At 72.3% G+C, this 16075-nt stretch carries 14 protein-coding genes; 5 read left to right on the top strand and 9 right to left on the bottom strand.

All coding sequences use genetic code 11. The features are described 5' to 3' along the window. Nucleotides 1-134: 134 nt before the first annotated feature. Together KBY19_RS29085 and KBY19_RS29080 are read right to left on the bottom strand one after the other, a co-directional pair. Nucleotides 135-1817 carry an ABC-F family ATP-binding cassette domain-containing protein gene (locus KBY19_RS29085; RefSeq protein WP_247691531.1) on the bottom strand — a complete coding sequence of 561 codons (1683 nt, stop codon included), beginning with the start codon at nucleotides 1815-1817 and terminating at the stop codon, nucleotides 135-137. A gap of 380 nt (nucleotides 1818-2197) precedes the next feature. Next, complete coding sequence (locus KBY19_RS29080; RefSeq protein ID WP_210967032.1) at nucleotides 2198-3082, bottom strand: NAD(P)-dependent oxidoreductase; 885 nt, start codon at nucleotides 3080-3082, stop codon at nucleotides 2198-2200. A 50-nt stretch (nucleotides 3083-3132) separates the two neighbouring features. On the opposite strand from KBY19_RS29080, the gene KBY19_RS29075 reads away from it, so the two are divergent. Then, nucleotides 3133-3540 carry a MerR family transcriptional regulator gene (locus KBY19_RS29075; RefSeq protein ID WP_099885146.1) on the top strand — a complete coding sequence of 136 codons (408 nt, stop codon included), beginning with the start codon at nucleotides 3133-3135 and terminating at the stop codon, nucleotides 3538-3540. A 25-nt stretch (nucleotides 3541-3565) separates the two neighbouring features. On the opposite strand, the gene KBY19_RS29070 is transcribed toward KBY19_RS29075, so the two are convergent. Then, nucleotides 3566-4192: a TetR/AcrR family transcriptional regulator gene (locus tag KBY19_RS29070; protein WP_099885145.1), complete on the bottom strand. Its 627-nt coding sequence runs from the start codon at nucleotides 4190-4192 to the stop codon at nucleotides 3566-3568. Between the two features lie 130 nt (nucleotides 4193-4322). On the opposite strand from KBY19_RS29070, the gene KBY19_RS29065 reads away from it, so the two are divergent. Next, on the top strand, nucleotides 4323-5774 hold the full coding sequence (locus KBY19_RS29065) for an amidase (RefSeq protein WP_210967031.1): 1452 nt from the start codon (nucleotides 4323-4325) through the stop codon (nucleotides 5772-5774). A gap of 95 nt (nucleotides 5775-5869) precedes the next feature. Here KBY19_RS29065 and KBY19_RS29060 read toward each other — a convergent pair whose 3' ends face one another. Beyond that, nucleotides 5870-7414 carry a glycosyl hydrolase gene (locus tag KBY19_RS29060; RefSeq protein WP_210967030.1) on the bottom strand — a complete coding sequence of 515 codons (1545 nt, stop codon included), beginning with the start codon at nucleotides 7412-7414 and terminating at the stop codon, nucleotides 5870-5872. 406 nt (nucleotides 7415-7820) lie between these two features. After that, on the bottom strand, nucleotides 7821-8219 hold the full coding sequence (locus KBY19_RS29055; protein WP_099885142.1) for a VOC family protein: 399 nt from the start codon (nucleotides 8217-8219) through the stop codon (nucleotides 7821-7823). A 94-nt stretch (nucleotides 8220-8313) separates the two neighbouring features. Between KBY19_RS29055 and KBY19_RS29050 the strand changes: the two genes are divergently transcribed. Continuing rightward, on the top strand, nucleotides 8314-9303 hold the full coding sequence (locus tag KBY19_RS29050) for a YafY family protein (RefSeq protein WP_210967029.1): 990 nt from the start codon (nucleotides 8314-8316) through the stop codon (nucleotides 9301-9303). Between the two features lie 91 nt (nucleotides 9304-9394). On the opposite strand, the gene KBY19_RS29045 is transcribed toward KBY19_RS29050, so the two are convergent. Further along, complete coding sequence (locus KBY19_RS29045; protein ID WP_210967028.1) at nucleotides 9395-10330, bottom strand: XRE family transcriptional regulator; 936 nt, start codon at nucleotides 10328-10330, stop codon at nucleotides 9395-9397. A gap of 135 nt (nucleotides 10331-10465) precedes the next feature. Here KBY19_RS29045 and KBY19_RS29040 point away from each other — a divergent pair, with 135 nt between their 5' ends. Further along, entirely contained in the window at nucleotides 10466-11017 is a 552-nt protein-coding gene (locus tag KBY19_RS29040; protein WP_099885140.1) for a peptidoglycan-binding protein, read from the top strand. A gap of 72 nt (nucleotides 11018-11089) precedes the next feature. Here KBY19_RS29040 and KBY19_RS29035 read toward each other — a convergent pair whose 3' ends face one another. Continuing rightward, nucleotides 11090-12037: a helix-turn-helix transcriptional regulator gene (locus KBY19_RS29035; protein WP_099885139.1), complete on the bottom strand. Its 948-nt coding sequence runs from the start codon at nucleotides 12035-12037 to the stop codon at nucleotides 11090-11092. Nucleotides 12038-12319: 282 nt separating this feature from the next. On the opposite strand from KBY19_RS29035, the gene KBY19_RS29030 reads away from it, so the two are divergent. Beyond that, nucleotides 12320-14023 carry a BTAD domain-containing putative transcriptional regulator gene (locus tag KBY19_RS29030; RefSeq protein WP_210967027.1) on the top strand — a complete coding sequence of 568 codons (1704 nt, stop codon included), beginning with the start codon at nucleotides 12320-12322 and terminating at the stop codon, nucleotides 14021-14023. A gap of 88 nt (nucleotides 14024-14111) precedes the next feature. Here KBY19_RS29030 and KBY19_RS29025 read toward each other — a convergent pair whose 3' ends face one another. Then, complete coding sequence (locus tag KBY19_RS29025; protein WP_307842271.1) at nucleotides 14112-14855, bottom strand: hypothetical protein; 744 nt, start codon at nucleotides 14853-14855, stop codon at nucleotides 14112-14114. Further along, the coding region (locus KBY19_RS29020; RefSeq protein WP_247691530.1) for a type VII secretion protein EccE at nucleotides 14852-16075 on the bottom strand (1224 nt) is incomplete at its 5' end. The genes KBY19_RS29020 and KBY19_RS29025, both read right to left, overlap by 4 nt.

Here is a 16075-nt window from a genome sequence, read left to right as displayed (position 1 = left end):
CTGCCGTGCAAGAGCTGACGGCCTCGCGATGAACGACTGCCGCATCATGCACGCCGGAACCTGAGCAAAACAAGCAGTTGGAGCGAGAAAATTGCGCGGACTGGCCAACTCCGTCCGGCAGCCGGGCCCCGCCGTCACATTTCGGTGCCCCAGGGCAGTTCCAGATGGGCCCCCTGGAAGCGTCGGCGTACCAGCCGGTCGTGCGTGACCACGACCAGCGCGCCGGTGTAGCAGGCCAAGGCCGCCTCGACCTCCTCCACCAGGGCGGGGGCCAAGTGGTTCGTCGGCTCGTCGAGCAGCAGGAGATCGAGCGGGCCGGCGGTCACGAGCCGGGCCAGTTCCAGCTTGCGGCGCTGCCCGACGGACAGCTCCCGTACGCGGACGGTCAGATCGGCGGCGCGGAACAGGCCGAGCGCGAGCAACGCGTCGGCGTGCTCGTCGGGGTGTCCCACCCGGTCGGCCGCGAACGCCGCGAGCAGCGTGCGGTCGTCACCGTGCACGGCGTCGACGAGCGCGCTCGACTGGCGGAGGAAACCGACCCTCGGTGCTCGGCGCACGGTACCGCTGTCCGGCGCCAATTCCCCTGCCAGCACCTGGAGAAGGGTGGTTTTGCCGGCGCCGTTCGGCCCGGTGACGAGCAGTCGGTCGCCTGCGGCGAGCTCCAGTTCCGGTACGGACAACCGCCCCTCGACCAGGACGTCCGTCAGATGCGCCGCTGTTGCCGTCCCCTCGCCAGTCGACGAGCCCTCGACGCGGCCCGTGAACCGCAGCGGCCGCGGGGGCGGCGGCACGGGGTCCTCGGTGAGCCGCTGCAACCGCTCGCGCGCGTTGCGGATGCGGCTTTGCGCACCGTGTGCCCGCGAACGCGCCCGGAAGGCCCCGGCGCCGCTGAACGCCCACGGCCCCTTGCGGGGTATCTCGGACAGCAGCCCGATGTTGGAGTCGGCGAGGCGCTGTTGCCGGGCCACCTCGTTGCGCCACTCCTCGTACTCCCGCGCCCAGCGGGCGCGAGCCGCCGCCTTGGCGGCGAGAAAGCCGGCGTATCCGCTGCCGTAGCGGTGTACCGTGCGCCGGTCCTGGTCCACTTCCAGAATCGTCGAGGTGACGCCCTCCAGGAACGCGCGGTCGTGCGTGGCCACGACCACGGTGCCCCGATGGCAGCGCAGCTGCTCCTCCAGCCAGGCCACGGCGCCGTCGTCGAGATCGTTGGTCGGCTCGTCGAGCAGCAGCAGTTCGGGGGTGGCGGCCAGCGTCGCGGCGAGCGCGAGCCGGGATCGCTGCCCACCGGAGAGGGTGCCCAGCGGACGCCCCCGGTCCAGCGGAGCACCCTCGCCGAGCCGACGCAGATTCGCCTCGACCCGGCGGTCCGCTCCGTGCCCGCCCCGCGCCTCGAACTCGGCCAGCAGATCGGCGTAGTGGTCGAACTCAGCCGGTCCGGCCGTGCCCAGCGCGGCCTCGGCGGACCGGATACGGCCCTCCAAGGCGCGCAGTTCGCCCAGTACGTGGTCCACGGCGTCGCCCACCCGCGCCGTGCCGGGCAGACCGAGGGTCTGGCCGAGGTGGCCGATCCCGCCCGGTGCCGTGACGGTCAGACTGCCGTTGTCGACCGGTTCCTGCCGGGCGAGCAGCCGCAGCAGAGTGGACTTCCCCGAGCCGTTGTCCCCGACGATTCCGACCTTCTCGCCCGGCCGGACGGTGAAGGAGACGCGGTCCAGTACAACGCGGTCGCCATAGCGCTTGGTCACCTCGACCAGGGCGAGCTGGGACCCGGCGGGCGCGACGGCCGTCACGGTGGTGGCGGTATCAGCAGTGCGCAAAAGCAGTCCTTTACGGGTGGGGGACGGAGCGCGCGGCCAGCAGAAACAGCAGCAGCAGAGACAGAGGCGCAGCAGCCGATTGCCGGCCGACGAACCAGAGATTAGACGATACGTGCCGTCTCGTCAATGCCGAATCAAGGAGCCGCGCAGCGCGGCGGCAACCGGCGCTCCGGGCACCGCAGTTGCTTGCGAAGGGCACTCGGCCGGCCGGGATCGGGCCGCGGTGGGGTTTGGCCCAGCGGTGCGGGTGTTACGCGTAGGCGAAGTGGTCGGAGTCGGCCCGGAGTGGACCCGGCGTGCCGCGGCGCACCCCGGGCGTACCTCCGGACTGACGGTTTCGGACCAGGAACCGGAACGTCGGCCCCCGCGTGCGGGACCGGTCAGTCGGCGGCGGGTCTGCCGAATTCCTCGATGAGCACCGGATACTGCTCCCCGCCGTGCCCGGCGGCGATCGAACGGTCGGCCATCTTCCTGATCAGTCTCGGCAGTTCGGCGTTGACGCCCAGCGCCTCGCTCTCCTCGATCAGATGGGCCATCGCCCGCGCGTCGGTCTCCAGAGCCGACACCTCGGCCGGGAAGGAGCCGCTGTCGATCTGCTCGGCATACCCGGGCAGCCATTGGGCCACACCGGTAGCGATCTGCCGGGCGAACGGCGCATACGTCGCGGCGTCCACGCCGACCGTCCGCAGCATGGCGGTTCCCTGGAGCCAGGCGTTCAGGACGCTCCACATCATGGCCAGACCGGCCACGTCGTACAGGGAGGCCAGCCCGTGGTCCGCACCGAGATAGGTGACGGTGCCGAGTGCGTCGAGCGTCGACTTGTGCGCCTCGAAGTCCGACTGCGGCCCGCTGTGCAGAATCACCGCCTCGGCGGTCCCGATCGCCTGCGGGACGGCCATGATCGCGCCGTCCAGATAGCGGGCGCCTCGCTGCCGGGCCCAGTCGGCGGTCTCCCGGGCCTGGGCCGAGTCGCCCGAGGTCAGGTTGATCAACGTTCTGCCGTCCAGCTGAATGTCGCTGCCGTCGAGCAGCTGGTGCACGGCCTGGTAGTCGGTGAGGCAGATGATCGTCAGTGGGCCTGCCGCGAGCGCGTCGTCGAGCGTGGGCGCCGACCGTGCGCCCTCGGCCACCAACTGGCGGGCCTTGGAGGCCGTACGGTTCCACACGGTCGTGGGGTGCCCGGCCTTGAGGAACGCGCCGGCCAGTGCCTTCCCCATCAGTCCGAGTCCGACGACTGTCACGGGTGTGTCGGGTTTGTTGTTCATGGCAGCATCGTCAACGTTGACACCGGTCTGAAGGTCAAGTGAGGTATTCGATGCTTATCGGGGAACTGAGCCGTCGGACGGGCGTCAACGCCCACCAGTTGCGCTACTACGAGGCCCAGGGCCTGCTGGAAGCGGACCGCGGCGCGAACGGCTACCGCGAGTACGACGAGAACGCCGTGCTGCGGGTGAAGCAGATCCGGCACCTGCTCGGCGCCGGACTGTCCTCCGAGGACATCGCCTATCTGCTGCCCTGCGCCTCCGGAGAGGTCCCGGAGCTGATCGGGTGTCCCGAGTTGCTGGCCGCGATGCGGTCACGGCTGCGGCGGCTGAACGACCAGATGAACGCGCTCGCCCGATCCCGCGACGCGCTCACCGACTACATCGAGGCGGCCGAGCGCACGGGTGCGGAGAGCTATCCGCCCTTCGACGGGACCGGCCTGGAGCCCGTCTCCGCCTGAGCGGACGGGGCACCCGCCCGGGCCGTCAGCCGTCGGCCGCCCGGGCGGCGCCGAGCGGGGAGCGGCGCTGATCGACGATTCCCTCGACGATTCTCATCAGCCGATCCCCCGCCTGGTCGATACTGCCGTTCTGCGTGCTGACCTGCGCGCCTTCGAGTACGAAGGTGATCTCGGCCGCGGCCTGCTCGGGGTCGGGCAGCCCGGCCTCGGTGCACATCCCGATCAGTCTGCGGGTCTGGCGGGCCTTGTGCTGCTCGATCACTTGCCGTGCGGGATGGGAGCGGTCGGGCAGCTCGGCGAGGGAGTTGATGAACGGGCAGCCACGGTGCGAGAGCGCCGGCAGTCCGTCGGCGATGAAGCGGGCCAGGCCCAGGATCTGCTCCCTGGGCCGGCCGGGGTGTTCGGCCTCGACCCGGTCGAAGGCCGCCTGGTAGTCGGCGGCGACGATCCGCAGCCACTCCGCGACCAGCTCGTCCTTGGTTTCGAAGTGCCGGTAGATCGCCATTTTGGTGGTCTCGGCCCGCTCGGCGATCGTCTGGACGCCCACCCGCCGGATCCCCTCACTTTGGAAGAGCTCTTCCGCCGCGTCGAGGATGCGCTCGCGAGGCGGCAACTTCGCCACCCTGCTCGGCCTTCTGGCGGTCGATGTCATGACTGCTCCGTGACGTCCGGTCGGCTGTGGGCTTCCCTCAACCCCCTGCTACGGTACCAGCCCGTTCCTTTTGATACCGCTAGGTATCATCTGGTACTAGTTGGTATCGTTCTTTCCATGGGGAGTGCCAGTGAGAGTGTCCGAGTACGTGGGCTTCGACGCGGTCGGGCTCGCGGAGTTGGTGGCCAAGGGCGAGGTGACCCCCGCCGAACTGGAAGCAGCGGCACGCGAGGCCGCGCACGCGGTCGATCCGCGGATCAACGCCGTCGTGGAGACCTGGCCGGCCGACGACGAGCCGGAACCCGGCAGCACACCACTGGCCGGGGTCCCCTTCCTGATCAAGGACATCGCAGTCACCATGGCCGGGAGGCGGACGGAGCTGGGCAGCCGGCTCGCGGCCGGCAACGTCGCCGGAGCCGACTCCGCCCTGATGCAGCGCTTCCGCCGCGCCGGCCTGGTGACGTTCGGGCGCACCTCGACACCGGAGATGGCCTACAGCATCACGACGGAACCGGTGCTCCACGGCCCGACCCGCAACCCCTGGGACCTGGCGCGGAGCGCGGGCGGATCCAGCGGCGGCGCGGGCGCTGCTGTCGCCGCCGGGGTGGTCCCGCTCGCACACGCCACCGACGCCGCCGGCTCGCTTCGCATCCCCGCCGCCTACAACGGCCTCTTCGGGCTGAAGCCCACCCGTGGCCGGGTGTCCATGGGCCCCGATGCCGACGAGGTCTTCAGCGGCCTGGCCGTGCACGGCAGCGTCAGCCGCACGGTACGCGACAGCGCGGCACTGCTCGACCGGATCCGCGGCCCGGAACCGGGTGACCCCTACTTCGCCCAGCAGCCGTCCCGGCCGTACGCGGAGGAAGTCACCCGCCACCCGGGCTCGCTGCGGATCGGTGTCCTCGCGCACTCATGGGGCGGCCGCCGCACCACCCCGCCGGTCGCCGACGCGCTCTCCCGCACCGTGCGTCTGCTCGAATCCCTCGGTCACCAGGTGGAGCAGGTCGAAGTCGGCCTCTCAGTCGGCTGGGAGGAGTTCGTCGAGGCCACCGCCCGGGTGATGACGGCGCATCTCACCTCCTCGGTCGACGAGCTGGCCGCCGCCTTCGACCGCCCCGTCGACTCCTCGACCCTCGAACCGGCGACCCTGGCCGGCTACCGGTACGGACAGCGGGTCGAAGGCGCCCGGTTCGTCGACGCGCTCGCGGTCCGCAACCGGGTCGCTCGAAGCCTGGCACGGTACTTCGCCGCGCACGACATCCTGCTCACCCCGACCCTGCCGGAGCTCCCCATGCCCCTGGGCAGCTATGCCGAGGGCGCCGAGGCGCTGGACGGCCTCGGCTGGATCGGCCGCCTCAACGACCGCTCACCGTTCACCATGGCGTTCAACATGGCGGGCACGCCCGCCATGTCGGTGCCCGTGACGGCCGACCCCGGGACGAGGCTCCCGATCGGTATGCAGTTCGCTGCCGGACACGGGCTCGAAGGCCGCCTGTTCCGCCTCGCCGGACAGCTTGAACAGGCGAGCCCGTGGTCGGCCCGGACCCCCACGGTGTGGGCAGGGGATCGACCGGGCCGCTGAGAAGCGCTCCCGGAGAGCCGGGCCCGGGGCCCGCCCCCCGCGCCGGGGCGGGGCGGGGGGGGGCCCGGGCCCGGGTCCATGGACCGACGGGGTGGTCAGCCGACGTCGCGGTAGGTCTTCCCGCTCGGGTTGGCGGCGGCACCGTCGTAGAGGCCGGTCGGGCTGGTCCCGGTCGAGAGCGCGAACCACGCGTAACGCTTCACGAAGTCCAGGCTCTCCAGCATCTTCGTCGAGGAGTTGATGAAAGCGGTCTGCTGCTGCTCGCTCGGGTAGCGGGGCTTGTCCTTGGTGAAATCGATGAGGGCGTACTCGGTCAGCCAGACCGGTTTCTTGTATCTGTCGTGGACGCGCTGCAGATAGTCGGCCAGCTGGTCGGTGGCGGCGGGGCCGAAGTCGGAGCCGTACCAGTGCACCGGGATGAAGTCGACGCGCAGATTGCGCTTCTCGGCCCCCTTCATGAACCGGTCGAGCCAGCCGCCCGGCTTGTCGGCGTCGGTGGCGACCGCCGGGGCCCCCAGGCTCAGGCCGGTCTTCTGCAGCCGGGGCCACAGGTCCAGGGCCTGCTCGGGCGTCATGTCGGCCTGCTGGGGCAGATCGGGCTCGTTGAAGGTCAAGAGCCTCTTGCCCTCTTGCGCGGCCTTGCTCAGCTCGGCGTCGGTGACCGAGCCGGGACCCCAGATCGTCGGAACGTACTCGACGCCCTCCGGCTTGGTCAGCCCGCCGCTGGTGGAGGTCCAGTTGTGGTACCAGGAGGCGCCGGAGTCGTTCAGCGCCCGGTCGGCGCCGTCGAGCGGGTTGAGCGCCACGCCCTTGCGGTGCCCGAGTGCGTGGTCATCGCCGGAGCCGGGATCGCCGTGGCCGGGCTTCGGCCCGGGGGGCGGTCCGGGCTTCCCGGAAGCGCCGGAGCCGTGGAAGGTGACGGTCAGGCCCTTGCACGTGCTGCACTGGCGCACGACCTGATTGCCTTCCTCGGTGTCGTGCTTGGACCAGGCGTACGCCGTGGGGCACTGCTTGGTGAGCGCCTCGCTGTAGGCGGTCTTCGCGTCCCGGTTCGGGTTGACGCACACCAGCCGCTTGCCCGTGGCCTGGTCCTTGGTCAGGTTCTCGGCCGGGCAGTGGGCCAGCAGATCGGTGGGGCAGCCCACCGAGGCGCACTCCCCGCCGTTCTCGGGCGGGGCCACACCGTCAGGGGTGATGGTGATCGACGACGAGACGGCGTTGACATAGCTGACGTTGTACCAGGGCGCCGCCGAATCGGCCGGGTCGAAATTGAACTCGGCCAGACTGACGGGCTGTTCCCCGGTGCTGCAGCGGTCGGCGTACGGCCCGCAGTCGCCCACGGCACAGTGGAACGTGCTGCCCTCCTGCCCGCCGCAGCCCTGGCGGGCGAAGAACTTGCCGCGCCAGTGCCCGGCGTCCGAACGCTCGGGGACGGTGACCGTGGCGGACTGCCCCGGGTCCAGCACCGGCAGTCCGGTCAGCGGCTCAGAGCCGTCGGCGTTGACGGTCGCCCCCACCCAGATGCGGTTGTCCGTCTTGTTCCGCAGGGTGACGGTGTGCTCGGCGTCACCGGCGGCAGCGGCCCCGGTGACGTGCTCCTCACGGTCGTCGGACGGCCCTCGCAGCTGTGCCGAGGTCATCGCCGACACACCGGCGACGACCAGCAGAAGAGCCAGCAGGAGGGGTCGGAATGATCGGAACGGTCTCAGCGGTCTCACACGCACAGAACACGCCTCTCGGGTCAGTAGCGTCGATGCACGCACCCACGGATGCACGCGGCGGACGGTTCACCCATGAGCGGCTCTTCTCGGCCGGACCGCGCGGAAACCGGGTTCGGCTCCGGGCCCGACCAGGAACCGGGAGGCGTTGCGCAGGGCCGGGAGGGCGGCTGCGGGCAGTGCGGCGCGTCACCGGAACCGGGGTGCGGTCACCGGGCCACGGCCAGGCAGTACTCCTCGTCGGTGGCCAGCAGCGTTCCGATGGGTGTCCGCGGCCGTGATGACGCCGTCGTCCAGGACGAGGACACCGTGAGTGGATTTGCGCGCGTCACCGTGACAACCGTTCGACGGCCGCCGGGGTGACAGGGGTGAAGAAGTTCACGAGGTTGCCGTCGGGGTCCCGGAACAGCAGGGACCGGTTGCCCCAGGGCATGGTGGTGGGCTCCTTGACGAAGTCGGTGACGAAGCCGGTCAGGTTCCGGTGCACGCGGTCCACGTCCTCGACGAGGAACTCGGTGATCACGCTGTGGTTGTCCGCCGGGCGGGCAGAGCCAGGGGCGAACAGCGGGACGGTGCGGCTGTTCGCGATCGCGAGGGTGGCGCCCGCGGTCTTGAGTTCGGCGAAGTCCTCGGTGGCCCATATCGCCTGCACCCCTGTGGCACGCTCGTAGAACTCGACGAGGCGTGCCGCGTCGTCGGTGATGATGCGGATCGAGACGAAGTCCATGGAAATCTCCTTGGTTGTACCGGAGGCGATGCACGTCGCAGGTTAGGAGAGATAGTGGACAGAATCGGTCCACTATTCGCGTTACGTTGTGCATATGCCTCGACCCACCGGCCGCGTGCTGACGCTCCTGGAACTGCTGCAGTCGGGCGGCACCCGGACGGTGGCCGAACTCGCCGACCGGCTCGGCGTCGAAGGGCGCACCGTGCGGCGGTATGTGGACCATCTGATCGACCTGGACGTGCCCGTCGAATCGGTGCGCGGCCGCTACGGCGGGTACCGGCTCGCTCCCGGATACCGATTGCCTCCGCTGATGCTCAACGACGACGAGGCACTGGCCGTGCTGCTCGGCCTGATCGCCGGCCGCCGAGCAGGGTTGGCGACGACGCAGCACACCGCGAACGAGACGGCGTCGGCGAAGATCCGGCGAGTGCTGCCGCGGCATCTCACCCGTCGGCTCGACACACTCCTGGAAGCCCTCGCCTTCACGGAACAGCCCGGCGAGTTCGAGGCCCCGGACGCCGGCGTCCTGCTCACCCTCGCCGATGCCGTGACCCACCGCCGCCCGGTCTCGATCCGCTACACCGACCGCGACGGACGGCGCAGCGAGCGCACGCTGCACGCGTACGGGATCGTCGCCCATGCGGGCCGGTGGTACGTCACGGGCCAGGACGCCCGGCTCGACGAGGACCGCACCTTCCGGCTCGACCGCATCGCGGACGCGCGGACGATGCCGGGCTCTTTCGACGTGTCCGGCGGCCCCGACCCGGTACAGCGCGTGCTGTCGGGGTTCGCCACTGCTGAGTACCAGCATGAGGTGACCTTGCGGATCCACGGGACAGTCGAGCAGATCCGGGCCCATCTTCCCGCAGGTGTCGCGAGGCTGGAGGAGCACGAGCCGGCGGCAGGCGGGGACCGGGCGGCCGAGCGCTGGCTGCGTGCCGAGCTACGGGTGGCACGGCTCGACTGGCTGCCTGCGGTACTCGCCTCGCTCGACCGGCCGTTCGTCATCGAGCGCCCCGACGAACTGCGCGACCTCGTCACCGCGTTCGCCGACCGTCTCGCGTCCTACGCCCGCCAGGCCTGACCGCAAGGCACCGCCAGGAACAGGGCGCCGCCGAGCCGCTGGGCGGTCCCCGACGCCCGTCCGTCCGGGACCGCCCGGCCCGGCGGGCAGGTCACGACGGCACGGGCGAAGCGGCCGGGAGTTCCTCGGTTCCGCCGAAGTCGGTGCACCCCTCATCGCCCGACTTCAGCTCCCAGCACGCCCTGACCTGCTGCGGGGTCGGAGCGCCCAGCATGAAGGTGAAGGCCGCGAGATTGGGGTCGTCCGGCACGACCTCGTCGTACCGGCGCTCGTCCTTCCGCACCAGTTCGATACGGTCACCGGGTGTCGCGGACTTGATGCGCGCCCAGGCGGCACGGCATGCGCTGCTGTAGCGCAGCTCGACGTAGGACTTCCCCACCCGTTCGCTGGCCGATGTCCAGGCGTCCCCGCCGCAGCCCTTGTCGACGGGGTCCTTCCCGTTGCAGGAGTCCCCGTGGCAGCTGACCCGCACATCCTCGACGGGAAGTTTCGAGGCGTCGGCCCCCTCGCGGCTGCCGTTCTCCTGCGACGTCGCCCCACCGGCGAAGGCGAAGGCGGCGAGGGCGCCCGCGACGGTGAGGACGGCTCCCAGCGCCACGGCGACGGCCCTGCCCGTCGGCCGGCGCCCACGCCCGGGCGGCGTGCTTCCGGGGGCCGTGCTGCCGGGGGCCGTCACCGGCCGGTCCGAGACCCCCGTCTGCCCCGCCGCTTCGGTCTCTCCCGCCCCGGCTGCGCTGTCCTCGCGCCCGGTTCCGCCCCGGTCGCTCCACGCGGCCTCCGCGAGCTCCCAGCGGGCCAGCAGCTGCTCGGGGTCCGTACCCGCCCGGGCCGCGAGGGCCTCCACGGCCCGCGAGGGCGGGAGCCGGCTGCCGTTGAGGCAGCGCTCCCAGGAGGACTTGCTGTAGGCGGTGGCTTCGGCGAGCTGGGCGAGCGTGAGGCCTGCCGAGTCCTTGGTACGGCGCAGCTCCTCGACGAAGCGCCGCACATCCAGTTCGAGTGCGTCGGGTAGTGCCTTCCACCCACTCATCGGCGTGCGGCCCCTCCTTCGGATCGTCCCGGCGCTGACCGTCTCGGCCCCGATGCACTGGCAATTGTGCATACGTCCTGGTTCCCTGTCCCGGCGTGGCGGACAACGGTCACCGGGTGGGGAGAGGATGTTCCCATGTCTCGACGCATGGTTCGCCTCCTCACCCTCTTGGTAGCGCTCACCGGAACGGGCTGTTCCGCCGACAGCAGCGACGCCTCGCCCACCCGGAAGGCCGACTCGGCGTCTCCGTCGGTGGCGGGGGGTCACCTTTATGTGCGGGGTGGCGGCACGGTCACCGACGACTGGGACGACGAGGGCCTTCTGGGCGAGAACCTGCCTGTCCGCAGCGACTTGGCGGCGATGTGGCAGACGGTCCTGTGGGCGGACGGATATCTCGACCGTTCCCGGATCGACTGCCACTACTCGAAGCGCACCCGCCGGGCGACGCGCGCCTGGCAGAGCAACCATGCGCTGCCCGCCGACGGCATCGTCGGTCCGCAGTCCTTCGGGCGGGCGACCGAGCGGCTTTCCCGGCGCGGTGGAATGGTCGTCTTCAAGGGCGAGCGGCACGAGGTGCCCTTCAAGCTGGCCCGCGACGGAAGGTATCTGGTCGAGGACTCGGGCACCTACAAGCCGCTGCGGCGGGACAGGCCCACCCTGCGGGTGTGCGACAGCGCCACCCGTTGAGCCCGTGCCCTTCGGCCGGCCGGGCGTTCCCTCGGTCCGTCCGGCACCTCGCCGGGCCCGCCCATCGCCCGGTCAATCCGTCCAGGCACGCTTCCCGGCGTCCACGCAGGAGTGCCTGTCCGCGATGACGGCGCACACCTGCACGTTCGAGCCGAGGTTCTCGGGCGCCGGCGCCATCGCCGTACGTCCGTCCTGGGAGTCCTCCCACAGCTGTCCGGCGCCGGGGGCGCTCAGCGAGATGCCCTTCACATCGTTCGCGGGCGTCACCGCGCCCCACACCGCCGCGCACCGGATGCTCCGGTAGACCTCGATGCGGTGGTTCCTGATGTCGTAGCGGCCCACCACCCGCCCGTCCGCCTGGCAGCCCGCCCGTACCGGGTCACGCCCTTCGCACGCCTCTCCCCGGCAACGGGGACGCACCTCGTCGGCCGCGGGGCCGGCGGCCTCGGACGGGAGCGGAAAGGGCCAGGCAGGCCGTCCGATGCCTCTGCCCGACGCGTCAGGTACGCACGCCAGCAGCACAAGGGAGGCGAGCGCGACCGACCATCGGGCCGCTCGGACGGCGACGGACCGGGCGCCGGGGCCGCCCGGGGCCCGCCACCCCGGCACGGCTGCGGTGTTCGGCCCCGCTCCACCGGACACGCCGGTAGCGGCGGTACCGGCGGAAGTCGCCGCGACACCGGGAGCGGCCGGGGCGGCCGGGGCCGTCGGCACCGGCTTGGTGCGCGCACGCCGGCGGTTCGCCTCCTCCCACGCCTCGTTCGCCGACTCCCACTGCACACTCAGCCGGACCAGCAGGCGGCGTTCGGTCCCCGAGAGCTTCGCGAGTGCTTCGACCGCCTCCCACGGGGGTAGGGTCACCGCGCTGAGGTAGCGCTGCCAGCTGGACGCGCTGTAGGGGGTCTTGGCCGCGAGGGCGGTATAGCTCAGGCCGCTGCGGTCCTTGAGCAACCTCAGCCGCTCCACGAGCCGACGCACTTCCGGCCGCACGTCCTGAGGCAGTGGACGCCAGCGTCCCATCGTCTTCTCCCCTCCCCGAGCGCGGCCGTCACACCGGGCGCCTCCCTCCCGGGTCCGGCCGGCCCCAGTGTCTCCCACCGTGCTCACGCGACCGACCCAGCGTCCCACGGCAGTGTCATCCCGGGCCACATCACCGCTGGTCACAGCGCTGGTTTCCCATTCTGCTCCAGGTTGGGGCCGCCGCGTTCCGCTGTCGCCGATCACGGCTCAGGCTGGTCACCGAGCCGGTCGGGACGGCACTGCCGACCGGAGCGAACAGACGGACAGAGAGCGAGGGTCGGGGTGCATCGGTTTCACGTACGGGTGCTGGGGCCACTGGAACTGGACCGGGACGGGGAGCCCGTAGCCCTGCCGAGAGGGAGGCAACGTACGCTGCTCGCCACTTTGGCGCTGCGCCCCGGCAGCTCGGTACCGACCGGCGTGATCGCTGACCGGCTGTGGGACGAACGGCCTCCGGCCAGCGCCCAGGTGACCATCCGCAACCACGTCAAACGGCTGCGGCGGCTGCTGGACCCGGCGGCCCGTACGCCTGTCGTCCCGTTCGAGGGCGGCGGCTACCGGCTCGCCATCGCCGACGCGGATGTGGACCTGTACCGCTTCCGGGACCTCACCGGGCGGGCCGCCGCCACCGCGGACCCCGAGCAGGAGGCACGGCTGCTGCGGCAGGCCCTGGCACTGTGGCGCGGTCCCGCGCTGGGTGACGTCGACAGCGCCTCCCTGCACCGGGAGGTCGTACCGACGCTGGCGGAGGAGTACGCACAGGCTCTGCACCGCCGGATCCGCCTCGACATGCGGCGGGGCGCCCACGCAGAGGTGATCACGGAGCTGCGGCGCCTGGTGAGCGAGGACCCGCTGCGGGAGCGCTTCTGGGCGCAGCTGATGCGGGCGCTGCACCACACGGGCCGGCGGGCGGAGGCCCTCGTGTGCTACGAGCAGTGCCGGCGGGCGGTGGCGGACGCCCTCGGCGTGGAGCCCAGCGCGGAACTGCGCGAGCTGCACCAGCGGTTGCTCGCCGGGGACGCCGCCGCCCTTCGGCCCGGACCTTCCGCGGCAGGGCCGGGCCGAAGGGTGCCTCGGCAACTTCCGCCCGAGGTCGCACACTTCACCGGCCGCTCACACCATCTCGCAGCCCTCGACATGGTCTGCGCACCCGCCGCGGGGCGGTCGCCCGCCGGTCTCGTGGCACTGGTCGGCGAGGCCGGTGTGGGCAAGACCGCACTGGCCGTGCGCTGGGCACACCGGGTACGCGAGTCGTTCCCGGACGGCCAGCTCCATGTCGACCTGAGGGGATACGCGCCCGACGCGCCGCTGTCTCCATCCACGGCACTCGCCACGCTGCTGTCCGGGGTGCACGAGGGTCCGCTGCCGGAGGGAGCCGACGCCCGTGGTGCGCTGCTGCGCAGTGTCCTGTCCGGCAAGCGGGTCCTCGTACTGCTGGACAACGCCCGCGACGCCGAACAGGTGCGCCCGCTGCTGCCGGGCGGAGACCACACGGTCGTGGTCACCAGCCGCAACCAGCTGCGCGGGCTGGTGGCCAAGGAGGGCGCCCACCGCCTGCCGGTGGACCGGCTCACGGCCGCGGATGCCGCCGCCCTCCTCGGCGAGTTGATCGGGCACCACCGCTGTACGGCCGAACCGGAAGCCACCGCGCGGCTCCTGGTCCGTGGCGCCCGACTGCCGCTGCTCCTGCGGAACATCGCGGAGCGGGTGAACCGCTATCCCCGGGCGCTCCTCGCCGAGGTGGCCGACGCGTTGTACGACGGGGATGGTCCGGCGGGGGTGCTGTGCGCGCCCGGGGCCGCGGCCGATCCGTCCGCGCTCGTGTCGTGGACCTACCGCACACTTCCCCCCGAGGCGCGGCGGCTGCCCGTCTCCCGCACGGAGGCGCCCGTCCGGAAAGGGTGGTCGGTCCCCGGGCCGCCGCCGCCGTGTCGGGCGCCTCCGTGCGGGAGACGGGCAGGCTCCTGGACAGCCTTGCCGAGGTGAACCTGCTGCTGCAGTGGACCCCGTACGAGTTCGAACTCGACGCCCTCAGCACCTCCCGGGCGCGGGCCGACAGCGCGGCACGGCCACCTCACCCCGGCGTCAGCAGGGCCGTCTCGGTGGGGGCGATGTCCGGACGCAGGATCTCGGCGGCGCCCGCACGGAACAGCGCGATCTCGGTCGGCTCCAGCGACGCCGTCACCTGAGCCGCGTACTCCCCCGCCACCGGCAGCACCGCCTCGGCGAAGGAGGCGCCCAGCGCGAGCAGGGCGTCCAGGTCGTGCCAGAAGCCGCCGTGCCGGGGCGCCTGACGGCGCACATGCACGGTGGTGCACCAACGGCCCGCTCCCTCCCTGGCCGGCAGCGGCGGTGCACGCCGCACATCGCAGATCAGCGCCTGCGGGCCGTGGTCCACGCCCGGCGGTCGCGGAGCGCGGGAGGGCCAGGAGCCGGGATCGTCCTCCAGCGCCAGCCGGTCCCCGGCCGCGTCACGCAGCGTCGCCCACAGGGCGGGAGTGCGGGTGGCGGCTGTGACGTGCGCACCCACCGCCAGCAGCCGACAGGCCAGGAGCCGGCCGAAGAGGGATTCGCCCAGCACCCCGATCCGCACTCCCACAGCCCGCAGGGTGACGGAGCGCCCCGAGCGGTCGGTGCCCAGATGGATGCCGGCGAGTGCGTCGTACAGCGGGAACCCGGAGGCTCCCTCGGCGCCTTCGCCTGCGGGTCCGGTGTGCCAGCGGGCGGCGGGCAAGGCGGCGAGCCCGGGTTCGAGGGACCGGGGCCCGCCCCGGGACGGGCGGGGCGCGGGCCTTGTCGTGTGCGGGGGCGTGTTCACCGTTCTCCCATCCCGACCGAGAAGCCGGTCGTCTCCACCAGCGACCGTCCGGGAACGCCCAGCGGCAAGGTAGCCACCAGGCCGTCCTCCTGGCCGCCCGGCAACAGGCCGGCTGCGCCGGCCTCGCGCACCAGCAGGTCGCGGGCCAGGGCGGCCCGCTGGGCGAGGGGGCTGACCAGCCGCACCGCGGTGCGCACCTCGACCACCGGCTCGTCACCGTCTCCGCAGGCACTGGAGTCACCGGGAGCCACGGTCGCCGCGACCACAGCACGCTCGGGCTGGGACTCGGCGACCGCGGTGAGGAGTCCTGACCAGTCGTCGGCCGAGCGGACGTCGGCGACGGCCGTGCAGTGCGTCATGGACGCTCCCGCCCAGCACTCCGGCGTCACCTGCCCGCTCCCCTCCGGATCGCCCACCTCCCTCAGCAGCGCCTGTACCGCGGCGGCGTCCAAGGGCTCGGCCGGCGCGCCCGCCCGTGCCAGCCGGGCCCGCAGCCGCGCGGTGGCGGCGACGGTCGCGGCGCGTGCGCCCACGGCCCCGCCGCCCCTGTGTTCGGCGGCCTCGGGCGCTTCCCAGGGCTCGTACCGCAGGACGAGCCAGGCACGCACCGCCACCAGGTGCCGCCGCGCGGGGAGTTGGCGATAGGCCATGGCCGGCTCGAAGCGCTGTCGGAGGTCCCAGGACGGCAGGCCGTGCTGCTCCACCAGCAGTTGCACGGCGGCAGGGCGCACCGGGTCGTTCCGTAGCCAGGTGGCCAGCAGGCCCGCGGGCAGGCCGGGGTACACGCCGTCGGGAAGCCGCAGTACGGCGGCGAAACCACGCCCGTCGCACGCGACGCCCACCGGCGGCCCGTTGCGGTCGGGAACCGAGGTGACCTCCAGGGCGGGAAAGAGGAACCCGGCGAGGCCGAGGTGCTCCGGGCCCCGGTCGTGCGGCGTGCCGTCCGCCCGGGCGGCCTCGGCCGGCCCGGATCTGGCCCGGTACCGGGGAGCGGGAGCAGCTGAAGCGTCGAAGGTGCCGCGGCGCAGCCACCGCACCAGATGTCCGCCGGCCGTCCGGCCCCGTACGCGCAGCAGCGTGAGTCCTGTGAGGAGAACGCCCGCGCCGGCCAGTACGCCCCCGCCCGCGCCGCCGAGGGCGCCTCCGGCGGCGGCGCAGCCCACGGCCGCCTGCAGTGCGACGAGGCGGCCCCGCCGCACGCGCCGGTGCCATGGCACCGA

It is taken from the genome of Streptomyces sp. B15 (assembly GCF_018070605.1).
In the GTDB taxonomy this organism is placed as follows: Bacteria; Actinomycetota; Actinomycetes; order Streptomycetales; family Streptomycetaceae; genus Streptomyces; species Streptomyces smyrnaeus.
The sequence above is the reverse complement of the archived record's forward strand: the minus strand, read 5'-3'. Positions and strand labels throughout refer to the sequence as shown.

Excerpts from the sequence above, each read along its gene's own strand:
- KBY19_RS29080 (WP_210967032.1), bottom strand. The coding sequence starts at position 3,082 with ATGAACAACAAACCCGACACACCCGTGACAGTCGTCGGACTCGGACTG.
- KBY19_RS29075 (WP_099885146.1), top strand. The coding sequence starts at position 3,133 with ATGCTTATCGGGGAACTGAGCCGTCGGACGGGCGTCAACGCCCACCAG.
- KBY19_RS29070 (WP_099885145.1), bottom strand. The coding sequence starts at position 4,192 with ATGACATCGACCGCCAGAAGGCCGAGCAGGGTGGCGAAGTTGCCGCCT.
- KBY19_RS29060 (WP_210967030.1), bottom strand. The coding sequence starts at position 7,414 with ATGACCTCGGCACAGCTGCGAGGGCCGTCCGACGACCGTGAGGAGCAC.
- KBY19_RS29055 (WP_099885142.1), bottom strand. The coding sequence starts at position 8,219 with ATGGACTTCGTCTCGATCCGCATCATCACCGACGACGCGGCACGCCTC.
- KBY19_RS29050 (WP_210967029.1), top strand. The coding sequence starts at position 8,314 with ATGCCTCGACCCACCGGCCGCGTGCTGACGCTCCTGGAACTGCTGCAG.
- KBY19_RS29045 (WP_210967028.1), bottom strand. The coding sequence starts at position 10,330 with ATGAGTGGGTGGAAGGCACTACCCGACGCACTCGAACTGGATGTGCGG.
- KBY19_RS29040 (WP_099885140.1), top strand. The coding sequence starts at position 10,466 with ATGTCTCGACGCATGGTTCGCCTCCTCACCCTCTTGGTAGCGCTCACC.
- KBY19_RS29035 (WP_099885139.1), bottom strand. The coding sequence starts at position 12,037 with ATGGGACGCTGGCGTCCACTGCCTCAGGACGTGCGGCCGGAAGTGCGT.